Below are 14,011 nucleotides of genomic sequence, written 5' to 3' on the forward strand. Positions count from 1 at the left end.
TCCGGTAGTCGAATTCGATTTCGAGATCGGCCGCGCCTATTGCGCGGGTTGGCGTGCCGGGTAGAGGTAGTCGATATCGGCGGAATAGACCGCGGCGATCGCGGCTCTGCGCAGTTTCCGAGAGGAGGTCAGCAATCCGTCGTCAACGGTGAAGTCGCCATCCACAATTCGGAATGCGCGGATCGATTCCGCGCGGGAGACAAGGGAATTCGCGTCGTCGACCGCGGACTGCACTGCGGCTTCGACATCACCGTCGGGATGGTCGCCGCGCCAGCGCTGCACCTGCACCGGATCCAGCGTCACCAGCGCGGTGACGTAATCGCGGCCGTCACCGACCACCATGCAGTTGCTCACCAGCGGATGCAGCCGCACCCGGTCCTCCAGCGGCGCGGGCGCGACATTCTTGCCGCCGGAGGTCACCAGGATCTCCTTCTTGCGGCCGGTGATGCGCAGGTAGCCGTCGGCGTCGAGTTCACCGATATCGCCGGTGTGCAGCCAACCTTCGTCGTCCACAACGGCCTGGTCCGCCGCCGCACCCCAGTAGCCCGGCGAGACATGCGGGCCGCCGACCAGCACCTCGCCGTCGGCGTCCGCGATGGCGACCGAAGTGCCCGGAATCGGTCGCCCGACGGTGCCGAGCCGATTGGTTTCCGGGGCACTGACCGTCACGGCCGTCGCCGCCTCGGTGAGCCCGTAGCAGTTCAGCAGCACCACACCGAATCCGGCGTAGAACCCGATCGTCGACTCGTCGAGCGAGGCGCCGCCGGAGATGACCGAGCGCAGCTGCCCACCGAGCGCGGCCGCCACCGGGTGGTCGGACGGCTCCGGCGTCGCCTGGTCACCCAGCAATGCCAGGCCGCGCGCCACCGCTTCCTGCTCCTCGGTGCCGGACAGCAGGGTTCGGCAGTACTTGCGAATCTTCTCCAGGCCGTAGGGAATCAGCGCCAGGAAGGTGGGCCGCAGCGTCGGCAGCACCGGCACCAGGTCCGGGATGCCGGGCAGCAGGTGCGTACGGCTGCTGCCGAACAGGCAGGCGAACAGGATGGTCTGGCCGAAGACGTGCGACAGCGGCAGCGCGAGCACGGTCGTGCCGTCGAACAGCTCGCCGGTCTGCCGCACGGTATTGGCCGCGGACACGAACATATTGCGGTGCGTGATCAGGCATCCCTTGGAGACGCCGGTGGTGCCGCTGGTGTAGACGATCATGGCCAGGTCATCGGCGTGCACCGCGGCGATGCGGGCACCGAGATCCGCGTCGATCTCGGTGGTCGTCCACTCCGCGATCAGTGCGAAGGTCCAGACCTCGCCCGCACCCGCGGCCCGCAGGCGCGCTCCATCGGATTCGTCTTCGGCGACGAAATACGCACTGCCGCTATCGCGCAGGATGTGCTCGATCTGCGCCGCCGAGGAGGTCGGGTACACCGGCACGACCACCGCGCCGAGAGCGAGCAGTGCGCAGTCCAGCAGCGCCCACTCCAGGCTCGTGCGGCCGAGGATCGCGACCCGATCCCCGGCTTGCACGCCACGCCCGGCCAGCGCCGAGGCCAGCGCCCGTGCCCGCCGGTCCACTTCGGCGCAGGTGAGTTGGGTCCCGTCCGCGCCGCACAGCGAATGCCGTTGCGGATGTGCCGCGGCCGCACCGGAAATCACCGAGTACAAACTCGCGTCGTCCGGGAGGTCGATTCCGTTCTCGGTCACTGACACTGTATTCACAATGTCGAATTCTGGTCGGCGGCAACGAATTACGTCCCCGCCGATACAGAGGTTCCTACCGCGCGAATGTCATGGCCTATCGAAGGACTCAAGCCGATAGCGCGCGGGCAATATCTATACGTGCCGGTTCGGGGGAATCGATGCAATCCAGGAAAAACGAAACCGCCGGATTCGTCTCATCTGTACGCCACACCGCGTACAAATCCAATGTCGGCACCGGATCGAACAGTTTGACCGCCACCGAGCTACTGCCCGGCGCACCCATACCCATCGAGATCGCGCGCGGTAGCGAGGCGAATCCGACGAACGGACGCACCGAAACCATATGCGCGGTCGCACCGGGATCATCCGCGGTATGCGCTACCGCCAGGCTGATCCTGGTGTCCGCGGCCGCGCGGAAGATGGAGTCGTACATGGCCGGACACTGTTCGCGGGCGAACAGCACACATTCCTGCCCGGCCAGTTCGGCGAAGGGCACCCCCGGCCGGTCGGCCCAGCGGTGTCTGCGCCCGACCACCGCCACCAGCGGAACCCGGTGCAGCAATCGGCGATACGAGAAGTCCTGGGTGCTCGGGTGGCCGTAGACCAGCGCCACGTCGAGCGAGCCGTCGGCCAGCGCCGCCAGCTGCGGGCCGGTGCGCTTCTCCCACAGCGACACCACGATATCGGGATGTCGTTCGGTCATTCCGGTGAGCGCCTCCGGCAGCACATGTCTGCTGGCCGGAAGGTTGTAACCGATATTGAGGGTGCCCGCGCGCCCCTCGGCGGTCGCCTTGGCGACCTGGGCGGCCCGGTCCATCTGGGCCACGATGATGCGGGCTTGACTCTCGAATTCTCGGCCCGCCGGGGTCAACTTGACCTCGTGGGAGTTACGTGCGACCAGTTGCACGCCGAGTGATTTCTCCAGCTTCTGCAGCTGGGCACTGAGACTGGGCTGCGTTAGATGCAGGCGCTGCGCTGCGCGGCCGAAATGCAGCTCTTCGGCAATAGTGATGAATGAAACCAGATGTCGGAACTCCATGCCGCCGGCTCCTTATTCCGCGTACCCGAAACGTTAGCGGAGCCAGATAACCGAGGATGAACCGCGATGGGACGGATATTGCCGAGACCGTTGCGGCCGGGTGAACTGACCCTTATGCGTTTCGCATATGTGCTATCAGCCGCGACTATCCAGCATCGCCGAAACGACGGGCCGAGGCAATAGCGAATAGCTCACCTTCGGACCCGGTGCGCTATCACACCGGGTCCGAGCACAACTCACTTGGCGGTGAACCTCGTCGGCAGAGCTTCCAGGCCGCGGATGACCACGTTCGGCTTATAGGGCGGTTCGTCCGAGAGCGGTTCGATATCACGCACTTTCCGCAACAGCACGTCGAGCAGCACCTCCATCTCCAGCAGCGCCAGGGGTGCGCCGAGGCAGTAGTGGATGCCGAGACTGAAGCCGAGGTGCTTCTTGGCCGGATTCATCGGATCGGAATACCTGGCGACGTCGACCCGGTCCGGATCGGCGAAGACGGCATCGTCGCGGTTGGCCGAATTGATCAGCACCACAACCCCTTCGCCGGTTTCGAACTCATGGCCGGCGACGGTGATCGGCCGGGTGGCGGCGCGGGTGGTGATCTGCACCGACGGCTCCAGCCGCAGCAGTTCGTCGGGTGCGGATGCGGTCAGTTCGGGACGTGCGCGCAGGGCCGCAATTTCGCCCGGATTGCGCATCAGTTGCAGTATGCCGGTGCCGATCAGATTGGCGGTGGTCTCGTGCCCGGCGACGAAGGTGGTGATGCAGGTGGCCAGCAGTTCCTGTTCGGTGAGCACATCGCCACGGTCCTCGACCTGAGACAGCACGCTCAGCAGGTCGTCCTTCGGGTCGTGGCGCCGTTCGTTCAGCAACTCACGGAAGTAACCCATGAAGCCGCGCGAACCGGCGCTGCGGGCCTTCAGCGCCTCCTCGGGCAGCGTGTAGTCGTGATCGAAGCCGCGCGCCAGGTCCTGGGACCACTGGTGCACCCGCTCATAGGCCTCCGGCGGGACGCCGATCAACTCGCAGGCGATGATCAGCGGCAGCGGATAGGCGATCATCTCGACGAGATCGAATTCGCCCGCGGCCAGGGCATTGTCGACGAGCTCCTCGGTGAGCTGCTCGATGCGCGGGCGCAGCCGGGTCACCATGCGCGGGGTGAAGCCCTTGGTCACCAGATTGCGCAGCCGGGTGTGGTCCGGCGGCTCCATCCAGAGAAACGAGGTGGGCAGCTCCTCGGCCGCATCATCCGGTGACACGGTGGGATGCATCATCGCGGCCTCTTCCGCATGACTCCACGCCGTGGTCGAAAGAACGGCCGTGCAGTCCTCGTAGCGGGTCAGCAGGTGGTGGCCGAGCGGGGTCTGATGCAGCGGGCCCGCTTCACGCAGGACCCGTGCGGGGGTGTAGGGATCGGGCCTGCCTTCTGGACCGAATAAGTGGGCGATGGCGGTCTGGATGGCGGAATCCTGATCCGCCACCGCGGTATTCGCTTGCGACATGTCGGGGTGGTCCCTTCTGTGCGGTGCACCGCCGAACTGGCGGTGCGGCCGGTCGGAATGTGGCGGTGCGGGGCGCGACATTGCGGAACCCGTCACCTTGTCGGTTCGATGAGGATCGGTGTGCGTTCGGCTATTGCGGCAGGTTTTGTGTTGCCGCGCAGTAGGATTCGGCCCGCGATCAACGGGTGCAGGAGCGCCGCGGGTGGTTCGACGAGGTTGGCGACCCGCAGAAAGGTGCGCGCGACCTGCGGATCGACATGTGCGGCACGATGCGCTCGGGCGACATAGGCATTGGTGAGGCGCGTGCGCGTCGTGCGCGGACCGACGACGCCCGGATGGCTGAGGTCCGCACCGGCCGCGAGCTGCCACGCGACATCGACCACTTTGCCCGCGGCGGAGTAGAACCGGGCAGGTAGCTCGGCTTCGGATCCGGCGCGCAGACAGTCACGCAGGACCAAGGCCTGCTGTGCGGCCACGGCCATGCCTTGCGCATATAGCGGATTGAAGCTGCACAGCGCGTCGCCGAATACCAGAAAACCTTGCGGCACAGCGGAAAGCCGCTCGAATCGGCGGCGCACCGGTGAGCGGAACCGGTGCGGCACCAACTCATCGAGCGGTTCGGAGGTGGTGATGAGTTCGTGGATATCTGGTGCGGCGATGGTGGCGGCGAATTCGGCGAAGCCGTCCGGATCGGTCGGCGGATGGTCGCCGAGCATGCCGGCCAGTGTGATGTGCCAGCGGTCGCCCTCGACCCGAATCGCGCCGCCGCCACGGCCGTTCCGGCCGGTGGAGATGATCACCGAGGAGTGGCCGCCCAATTGTCCGGGCCGCCAGCGGAAGAATCCGGACGTGTAGCCGAGATCGACCTCGAGGCGTTCCTCCAGTGGAATCCGCGCGCCGAGGGCCGCCAGCCATACGCTCGCCCGGGAGCCACGGCCGGTCGCGTCGACGATGAGGTCGGTGGCATGCGCCTCCGCACCGTAGCCGCCGGAGACCGATACCGCACGCACCCGCGCCGCATCGCCGATCAGGCCGCGCGCCATCCCCTCACACAGGCGCACGCCGGGTGTGGCGAGCGTCCGCTGCCGTAGTACCTCTTCCAGTAGCGGCCTGGTCGCGATTACCGAGGTAAGTCCGGTCGGAGTCGGCGCGGCGCGCAATCCGCCTATGTACCAACGGGTTCCGACCAAAGCCTCCGCAGTGGTCGCACCCCGGTCGGCCATCTCGGAGGTGAAACCCGGATACAGCTGTTCGATGATGGTCCGGCCGCGATCCAGCAACCCGTGCAGGTGCCGTGCCTGTGGTACACCGCGTCGCATGGCGGTGCCGGCCACCATGTCGCGATCGAAAATGGTGACCTGGGCATAGTGCTCGGAGAGCACCCGGGCAGCGAGCAATCCCGCGATGCCCGCACCGAGCACCACCGCGTGCCGACGCTCGCTCATGCCTGCGCCTCGCTGGCGCTCGGCCCCGCCATGACCGAGCGGATGCCCGGCTGTGTCTTCGGTTCGCTCGCTACGCTCGCTCACAGGGACACCGGCAGCGACACAATGCCGCGATGGATCAGGCTGGGCCGGTATTCGACGGTGTCGGTGGCGAGTTCGAGTTTCGGGGCCCGGTCCAGCAGGGTGCCGAGGGCGGCCTCCGCCTCGATTCGCGCGAGCGGCGCACCGACGCAGTAGTGGATGCCGAGGCTGAAGCCGAGATGCTTGCGCGCCGGGCGCTTTCCGGAGTAGCGGGTGACATCGAACTTGTCGGCGTCCGGGTATACCCGATCATCCCGGCTGGCCGAGGCGGTGAGTACGACCACGCCGTCGCCGCGACGGAATTCGTGCTCGCCGACGGTGGTGTCGGCCAGGGCGACTCGGATGGTGAACTGGGTCGGGGCGTCATAGCGCAGCATCTCGTCCAGCGACGGACCGATCAGTTCCGGATTGTCCCGAAGCAGTTGCAGCTGAGCCGGATTGCGCAGTAGTGCGAGCATGCCGTTGCCGATCAGGTTGATCGAAGTCTCCATGCCCGCGACCAGCGTCAGCAGCGCGATCCCGATCACCTCGGGCTCGGTCAGCTGCGCACCGCTCGCGGCCACCAGCGCGCTCAACAGATCCGGTGTCGGATTCGCCTTCTTCTGCTGGATCAGCCGGGCGAAGTAACCCATGCACTCCATTGCCGCGGTGCCACGTGCGGCCACTTCGTCCGGGCCGAGCAGCGAATCCGGGTCGCTGCCCCGCGCGATCGCCAGCTGCCACTCGCGGAACAATGCGCCATCGGCCGGATCGGCGCCGAGGAGCCGCACCGGCACCATCGCGACGGCGAGGGGTACCGCGAGATCATTGAGCACATCCAGCTCACCACGCCGCACCGCCGCGTCGACCAGGTCGCTGACCACCTGACCGGCGACCGGAACCATCTCCGCCATCAACCGCGGCGTGAATGCCTTCGCCACCAGCTTGCGGTAGCGGCCGTGCTCTGGTGGGTCCATTCGGACGAAGGAGCCCGGAATCGCGGCGGTGGTGTCGCGGAACGGGCTGATTCCGGCGGCGTAGCCGTGGCCCCAGTCCGAGCCGGTCAGGATGGCGGCGCATTCCTCGTAGCGGGTGATCAAAGTGACCGGCACATCGCCGAATTCGTACGGGAACAGTGCTGCGGCATCGCGCACCCGACGGTATGCCGGATACGGGTCCGCCCGCGCACTGGGATCGAAGGCATCGAACGTAATAGGAATGGCTGTACGCCCACCCGTCACCCGGCCGCCACCCCCCATGGAATCGCTCCGCGATGCTGTATTCATTTTCCCTCCAGCCGCACATGAAGTTCGGACATGCCGCGCACGACCACATTCGGCCGATACGGCGGTTCCTCGAGCAGGGTCATGGCGCCGACCCGATCGGCGATGGCACGCAGCACCACCTGCATCTCCAGCCGGGCCAGCGGCGCGCCGAGGCAGTAGTGCAGGCCGAGGCCGAAGGACAAGTGCCGCTCGGCCTTTCGTCCCCTGGCGTATCGCGCGATATCGAACTTGTCGGCGGCCGGGAAGGCGACCGGGTCGCGGTTGGCCGAGGCCAGCAGCACGATCACCGCATCACCGGGCGCGAAAGTCCGTCCTGAAACGGTGATCACGTCGTGCGCCGTGCGAGTGGTGAGGTGCACCGGCGCGTCGTAGCGCAGCACCTCGTCGACGGCGGATTCGCACAGCTCCGGGAATTCGCGCAGCCGCTCGAACTCCTCGGGATTGCGGATCAGCGCGAGCACACCGTTGCCGATCAGGTTGACGGTCGTCTCGTGCCCGGCGACCACGAGAATCAGCAGCGTGCCCAGCAATTCGGTACGAGTCAGCCGAGCGCCCGCGTCATCGGCCTGCACCAGCGCCGTGATCAGGTCGTCGCGTGGGGATTTGCGGCGCTGCTCCACCAGATCGCCGAAGAACTCCAGGAAGGCGTGCACCGCCGCGGTGCGTGCGGCCAATTCCTCGGGCGAGAGCAGCAGATCCGGATCCAGGCCACGGGCGATGCCGGTCGAGATCTGACGCACGTGCTCATGCGCCTCGGCCGGTACGCCGAGCAGCTCACACACCATGGTGAGCGGCAGCGGATAGGCCAGCGCATCCAGCAGATCGACCTCGCCCGCGGCGAGCATTTTCGCCAGCAGATCGTCGACCAGTTGTTCGGCCCGGTCCCGCATGCCGCTGACGGTGCGCGCGGTAAATGCCTTGCTGACCAGTCCGCGCAGCCGAGTGTGCTCCGGCGGCTCCATCCAGAGGAACGAGCCGGGCAGTTCGACATCGCTGTCGCCGTGCAGCAGTTGTGGTTCCTCGGCGTGGCTCCAGCGCGGGTCCTGCATGATCGTCTGCGCCTCGTGGTGACGGGTCACCAAGTGCATATCGTGCGGTCCGGGCACAAAGGGGCCCGCGTCGCGCAGCACCGCATAACTGTCATACGGATTGTGTCGCATATGCGGTGCGACGCTCTCGACGACCGCCAGCTGCACCGGGGTCGACTCCTCGACCGCGGAATGGTCGGAACTCACCGGCAACTCCTGAATGGAATGCGAAATGGACACCGGGCGAAAACAATTCCGGTCCATCGTGGTGCCGTCGCACCCGGCGGTACGGCGACGATTGCCCGTTCCTATCGCGCCATAGCCCGAATACCTTATCGGGCAACGCGATTGAATGATCGCGGATGTTTATCGCAGACCGTAATTCACAATGCGTTCAAGGCGTTGTCACAATTCGCTGTTGTCGTGGCAGACATGAATTCTGCGGAATCGGCCGAAACGCTGCCGGGCCGGCTGGCCCGGATCGCGACCGAGCACCCCGAGGTGGCCGCCACATTTTGGTCGGTTTCGGAAACGCTGACCTACGCCGAACTCGACCGGCTCTCCCACGGAGCTGCCGCAGCGCTGGTCCGGCGCGGAATACAGCGGGGCGAGCCCATTGGCATCCTGTGCCCGAACGCGCCCGAATTCCTGATCGGGCTGTTCGGTGTCGCGGCGGCGGGCGGTGCCGCGACTCCCCTGCCCCTGCCCGCCGGTTCCGCGCAGCTGAGCGGATATCCGCAGAAGCTCGCGACCATTGTGGCGGCCGCCGGGATGCGCACGGTGCTGGTGTCGCACCGCTTCGCCGATCTGGCCGCGCTGCTCGACACCGCGGTGAACGTCGAATTGGTCGACACCGCAACGCTATTCACCGAGGACAGCACCCCGCTGCCCGCAATCAACGCCGACGATCTGGCCATCGTGCAGTTCACGTCCGGCAGCACCGCTACCCCCAAAGGCGTTCGCCTGACCCATCACAACGCCCTCAGCGGGCTGGCCGCGATCCGCACCGGAATCGCGCTCGACCTGACCGATCAGGGCGGATTCTGGCTGCCGCTGTTCCACGATATGGGCCTGTTCGGCACGTTGTCGGCGATCCTGCGCGGAATTCCGGCGCACGTCTGGTCGCCGCTGGCATTCGTCAAGGATCCGGCCCGCTGGCTCGCGGAATTCGCGGCCAGCGGCACCACGATCACCGCCATGCCGAATTTCGGCTACGAGGCGCTGCTCAACGCCATCCCGGCGGACGAGGTCACCGACTACGACCTGCGGCGCTGGCGCATTGCCTTCAACGGTTCCGAACCGATCTCCCGCGATGTGGTCGAGGCGTTCTGCGAGCGTTTCGCGCCCGCCGGTTTCGCGCCCTCGACGATGTTCGGGGTGTACGGCATGGCGGAGGCCACCCTCGCCGTGGCCTTCCCACCGCTCGGCCGGGAGCCGCTGTTCGAGTGGGTTGACCGCGCGGGACTCGCGGAAGATGCTCGGGCACAGATTGTTTCGCCCGACACACCCGGAGCGCGCGCCGTTGCCGGTGTCGGCTCCGCCGTAGCCGATCTGCGACTGCGGATCGTGGATCTCGATACCGGCGAAGAACTTCCGGACGGCGCGGTCGGCGAAATCCACATCCAAGGCCCCTCGGTCACCGACGGCTACCTGACCGCCGACCCGTCGAGCGTGGCGGAACTGCACACCGAAGGCTGGCTGCGCACAGGCGATCTCGGCTACCAGCGCGATGGTGAACTCTTCGTCACCGGCCGCTGCAAGGACATGATCACCGTGCGCGGCGTCAACTACTACGCCCAGGATGTCGAGGCCACCGTAGGCGACCTCGACGGCATCTACAAGGGCCGCTGCACCGCCGCAACCGACCCCGACGGCGCGGATGTCATCGCGCTGATCGCCGAATCCGAATGCACCGGCGCCGCGGCAGACGCGCTCGCCGATCAGATCCGCGGCCGCATCTCCACCGAACTCGGACTTGCCGCAGTCGCGGTGTATCTCGTTGCACCACGCAGCATTCCACGCACCAGCAGCGGCAAACTGCAGCGCCTCGCCGCCCGCGACCTCATCTCCCCACGGCAATGACCTTCGACCGAACTGGAGCCTCCTGTGCACAGCTATGAAGTCTTCCGTCACTACGAGCGCCTGCATTGGCGGCTGACCGATCTGGACCTCGACTCCGTCGACCGCGCACTTGTCCGCCCCGAATACGTGACCCTGGCCAAGAGCGCGACGATGGGCGAATCAAATGTCATCGCCGCGGTACACGGCTTCATGAACGAATTCGTCGACGACTACGACTTCTCCACCTTCGCCGTGGTGTGGGGCTACCAGGAAGTGCAGCACCACTACGCTTTTCGCTCCTGGCTCGGCGCCGTCGGCGAGAGCGTGGACGAGAAGGCCGTCGACTCCATGCGCGAGCCGTACGCGCCCGGTAGCACTCCCTCGGCCACCCTGGCCACCAATATCATCTCCGAACTCACGGTGAACCACATCTACCGCGCCGTCGCGAGCTGGGTGCAGGAGCCGGTGCTGAAGGGCCTGCTGCTCGATGCGAGCCGCGATGAGGCCGGACATGCCCGCGAATTCATCCATTACGCCACCAAGCGGCTGGAGCAGCGCCCCGAGGAGCTGCCATCGGTGCTGGAGACCCTCTACGTCTACAGCTCCGAGGCCAAGATCAAGCATCCGGTGAGCACCTTCAAGGCGGGCATCAGCGAACTCGGCGACCACGAGACCATCGACACCGGATTCGATCTGTTCCTCGAACAGGTCGCCGCCGAGGGTGAGCTGGAGGTGCTGCACGACAAGGTGCGTCGCACCTTCGCCAATATGACCGGCCTCGACCTGTCCTCCAATGCGAAGGTCCGCCGCGCCCTCGCCGACGCGATCGCCTAGCTCATGGAGCGACACAGCTCGGTCCAGGTGCCGTGGTCGGTGATTCCGGACTACCACTGCTTCGGCTGCTCCCCGCACAACGCGTCCGGGCTGCGCCTCGAGTTCGAACCACATCCGGACGGCCTACAGGCCCGGTTCCGGCTCGGACGAAGCTTCGAGTCCTACCCGGGGGTTGTGCACGGCGGGCTCATCGGCGTGATCTGCGATGAGGTGATGGGCAATCTCATCGTGCTGGCCCGCCACCATCCCGCATTCACGGTCTCGCAACGCACCCGATTCATTTCCCCACTGCTGATCGACCGTGAATACCACTGTGTGGCAACACTATCCGATTCGCAGCACCCGATTCAGGCGTCCGCCGAGATCCTGGACGCCGACGGCACCGTCTGCGCCACCTCCAACGCGGCCTATCAGCGGTTCGAACTCGATGCGGTCCGCCATCAACTCACCCTCCGCGACGACGAGGTCGCCCTGCTCTCGCACGCACTGACCACCGCGAATGCCCTCTCTTCGAATGGAGTTCAGCAATGACCCACACCGCCGACGACATCCTGCGCACCGTCACCGATATCGCCGCCACCGAGACCGGCATCGCCGAGGCCGAACTGCGGCCCGACGTCGACCTGCGCGGCATGGCTGGCGTCGATTCGGTGCGCGTGCTGCGCATGGTCGCCAAGATCGAACGCACCTACGACATCGAGCTGGAGGACCAGGACGTGTTCGGTCTCTCCACGCTCGCCGATGTCGTCAAGGTGGTCGATCGGGCCCTGCACGAGGCGGCGGCATGACCGTCACCGCTGATACCAACCAGCACTACGACCTGGATCCGGATATCTTCGGCCAGTTCCTCGACCCGCTGCGCAAATACAGCTCGGCGCTGTACAACTCGCCGACCGATACTCTCGAACAGGCGCAGCGGCAGAAGCTGCGCTTCGTCGCCGATCGGCTCGGACTGCGCGGCGGGGAACGACTGCTCGATGTCGGCTGCGGCTGGGGTTCGCTGATCCTGTTCATGGCCGAGGAATTCGGTTGCGACACAATGGGAGTCAGTCCGGCACCGCGCCAGCACGAGTACATCGCCGAACAGGCCGTCGCACGTGGTGTCACCGTACGGGTACACACCAAGGTCGGACACTTCGAAGAGCTCGACCTGCCGGTGCGCAGCTTCGACGCGGTGACTCTGCTCGGCTCGATCGTGCATATGCCCGACCTCGGCGCGGTTTTCCGGCGTGCACGGGCGGTGCTGCGGCGTGGTGGCGCACTCTATGTCTCGGAGAGCTGTTTTCGAAATGCTTCCGCCCGCAATGCCTTCGACACCCGCGTCGGCACCGAATTCGTCCGCGAGGACATTTTCGGCTGGGGTGATCTGCGCCCACTGTCGGAGCTGCTGACCGCCGCCGAGGACGCCGGTTTCTCGATCATCGCGGTGGACGACCTCACCGAGCACTACCGCCGCACCATCGATGACTGGATCGCCAATGTCGACGCGGCCGCCGAGCGCATCGACGCGCACGGCCCCGGGCTGGCCGCGAAGCTGCGGCACTACCTGGAGATCGCCAATGCCGGATGGGGCTATACGACCAAGCATTACGCGCTGACCTGTCGCAATGCCCGGTAGGAGACGCAGATGAATATGGAGTCAGCTCTGATTCCGGTCGACGAGGTGGCCGCCGCGGTCGACGGCTTCCTCGCCGCCTCTCCGGTCACGCGGGCCTGGGATGTGGAGACCGCCTTCGACTGGTCGCTGGCCGATGCGGGCCGGCTCACCGAGGGGCAGCGCTCGGCGGTGCAGTTCGTCACCCTCATCGAGGATCATCTGCCCGGTTATTTCGATGTGTACCACCGGCATTTCCCGGTGGACGACACCGTGGACCGGGCCACCTTCGTCCACAACCGCGAGCTCTACCACTTCACCGTGCGGTGGGCGCTGGAGGAGGATACCCACGCACGCGCGCTCACCCGATACCAGGAAGCGTCCGGTATCGCTGAACGTAGCTCTCTCCGTGAAGAATTGGCGATCGAGGGACAGAAGCCGTTCGATCTGCCCTACGACCACCCGGTGCAGTTCTTCGCCTATGCGCTGGTGCAGGAGAAGGCGACCCAGATGTACTACCAGCACCTGCGCGATGTGGTCGACGACCCGATCCTGGCGGCGGTGCTGGGCCGGTTATCCCGTGACGAGGCAAGGCATTTCAGCTTCATGGCCGATGTGGTCGGGCGCTATCTGCGGGTGCAGGGAGATGCGACCGTGGAGCCGATCCGCGATGTCATCGCCAATTTCCGCATGCCACTGGCCGATACCATGCGCGGCTACTGGCGGTGGGCGCTGAAGATCGCCGATGTGGCCTCCTACGACCACACCGAGGCCTATGAGCATCTGGTGAAGGTGATCGACCGGACGGTGGATGCCAGATCCGACCGGCTCGACGAATTGGTTCGTTTCATCGGCGAGTGCAACGCGCTGGCCTGACAAATAGCCCTGCCTCCACATGTTCGGAGGCAGGGCTATTTATTTCACTGCTCCGGATTCAGCACCAGAATCGTGGTCGAGCCATGCGCGATCAACTTGCCGTTCGCATCCACGATCCGCCCCTCCGCTGTCGCGGTGCGGCGCCCGACGTGAATCGCATTGGCCTCACATGTGAGCCGCGATCCGTCCAATGTCACCGACCGAATGAAATTCACCTTCAGCTCCAACGTCGTATATGCCACGCCGTCACCGAGTTTCGTGAATACCGCACTCCCCATCGCGGTGTCCATGAGCGTCGCGATCACCCCGCCGTGCACCGTGAACATGGCGTTGATGGTGGCCGGATTCGGATCGAGGTAGTACCGGGTGTACCCGTCCCCCGCCGTCTCCAGCCGAATCCCCAGCGACGCGCCGACCCCCAGATTCTCCTGCAGCCCCCGCTCGAATACCGCCGTCAATTCCTCGACGCGGGTGGCGACGGTCCCATTGCTGTGAGTATCGATGCTGGTCATGGCCTCTTCCTCCCTGGCGAACAATGCCAGCTCATTCGACCAGCGCCCGGTGAACTCCACCTGGCCACGACCCACTGCATAC

General features: G+C 65.9%; 13 protein-coding genes. 6 read left to right on the forward strand and 7 right to left on the reverse strand.

The genetic code is table 11. The features are described from left to right. Positions 1-36: 36 nt before the first annotated feature. From ACZ60G_RS03310 to ACZ60G_RS03335, 6 genes are all read right to left on the reverse strand, one after another. Positions 37-1,698 carry an AMP-dependent synthetase/ligase gene (locus ACZ60G_RS03310; protein ID WP_465806877.1) on the reverse strand — a complete coding sequence of 554 codons (1,662 nt, stop codon included), beginning with the start codon at positions 1,696-1,698 and terminating at the stop codon, positions 37-39. Positions 1,699-1,801: 103 nt separating this feature from the next. Further along, complete coding sequence (locus tag ACZ60G_RS03315; protein ID WP_465806879.1) at positions 1,802-2,734, reverse strand: LysR family transcriptional regulator; 933 nt, start codon at positions 2,732-2,734, stop codon at positions 1,802-1,804. A gap of 236 nt (positions 2,735-2,970) precedes the next feature. After that, on the reverse strand, positions 2,971-4,233 hold the full coding sequence (locus ACZ60G_RS03320) for a cytochrome P450 (protein ID WP_465806881.1): 1,263 nt from the start codon (positions 4,231-4,233) through the stop codon (positions 2,971-2,973). A gap of 92 nt (positions 4,234-4,325) precedes the next feature. Beyond that, a complete protein-coding gene (locus ACZ60G_RS03325) occupies positions 4,326-5,678 on the reverse strand; it encodes an FAD-dependent oxidoreductase (RefSeq protein ID WP_465806883.1) in 1,353 nt (450 codons plus the stop codon). An 80-nt stretch (positions 5,679-5,758) separates the two neighbouring features. Next, on the reverse strand, positions 5,759-7,024 hold the full coding sequence (locus ACZ60G_RS03330) for a cytochrome P450 (RefSeq protein WP_465806885.1): 1,266 nt from the start codon (positions 7,022-7,024) through the stop codon (positions 5,759-5,761). Beyond that, complete coding sequence (locus ACZ60G_RS03335) at positions 7,021-8,259, reverse strand: cytochrome P450 (RefSeq protein WP_465806887.1); 1,239 nt, start codon at positions 8,257-8,259, stop codon at positions 7,021-7,023. The genes ACZ60G_RS03330 and ACZ60G_RS03335 overlap by 4 nt, the downstream gene beginning before the upstream one ends. A gap of 225 nt (positions 8,260-8,484) precedes the next feature. On the opposite strand from ACZ60G_RS03335, the gene ACZ60G_RS03340 reads away from it, so the two are divergent. From ACZ60G_RS03340 to ACZ60G_RS03365, 6 genes are read left to right on the forward strand one after another with little or no spacing between them, the layout of a single operon-like run. After that, entirely contained in the window at positions 8,485-10,134 is a 1,650-nt protein-coding gene (locus tag ACZ60G_RS03340; RefSeq protein WP_465806888.1) for a fatty acyl-AMP ligase, read from the forward strand. 24 nt (positions 10,135-10,158) lie between these two features. Further along, entirely contained in the window at positions 10,159-10,947 is a 789-nt protein-coding gene (locus ACZ60G_RS03345) for a ferritin-like domain-containing protein (RefSeq protein WP_465806890.1), read from the forward strand. 3 nt (positions 10,948-10,950) lie between these two features. After that, a complete protein-coding gene (locus ACZ60G_RS03350; RefSeq protein ID WP_465806892.1) occupies positions 10,951-11,478 on the forward strand; it encodes a PaaI family thioesterase in 528 nt (175 codons plus the stop codon). Continuing rightward, the gene (locus tag ACZ60G_RS03355) at positions 11,475-11,735 is read left to right on the forward strand and encodes an acyl carrier protein (RefSeq protein ID WP_465806894.1); all 261 of its coding nucleotides are present in this window, start codon (positions 11,475-11,477) and stop codon (positions 11,733-11,735) included. The genes ACZ60G_RS03350 and ACZ60G_RS03355 overlap by 4 nt, the downstream gene beginning before the upstream one ends. Continuing rightward, positions 11,732-12,565: an SAM-dependent methyltransferase gene (locus ACZ60G_RS03360; protein ID WP_465806896.1), complete on the forward strand. Its 834-nt coding sequence runs from the start codon at positions 11,732-11,734 to the stop codon at positions 12,563-12,565. The genes ACZ60G_RS03355 and ACZ60G_RS03360 overlap by 4 nt, the downstream gene beginning before the upstream one ends. Positions 12,566-12,574: 9 nt before the next feature. Beyond that, on the forward strand, positions 12,575-13,417 hold the full coding sequence (locus tag ACZ60G_RS03365; protein WP_465806898.1) for an acyl-ACP desaturase: 843 nt from the start codon (positions 12,575-12,577) through the stop codon (positions 13,415-13,417). A 44-nt stretch (positions 13,418-13,461) separates the two neighbouring features. Here the strand turns inward: ACZ60G_RS03365 and ACZ60G_RS03370 are convergent, their stop codons facing one another. Then, a complete protein-coding gene (locus tag ACZ60G_RS03370; protein WP_040699891.1) occupies positions 13,462-13,929 on the reverse strand; it encodes a PaaI family thioesterase in 468 nt (155 codons plus the stop codon). Between the last annotated feature and the right edge of the window lie 82 nt (positions 13,930-14,011).

The organism is Nocardia sp. NPDC102475 (assembly GCF_055584605.1).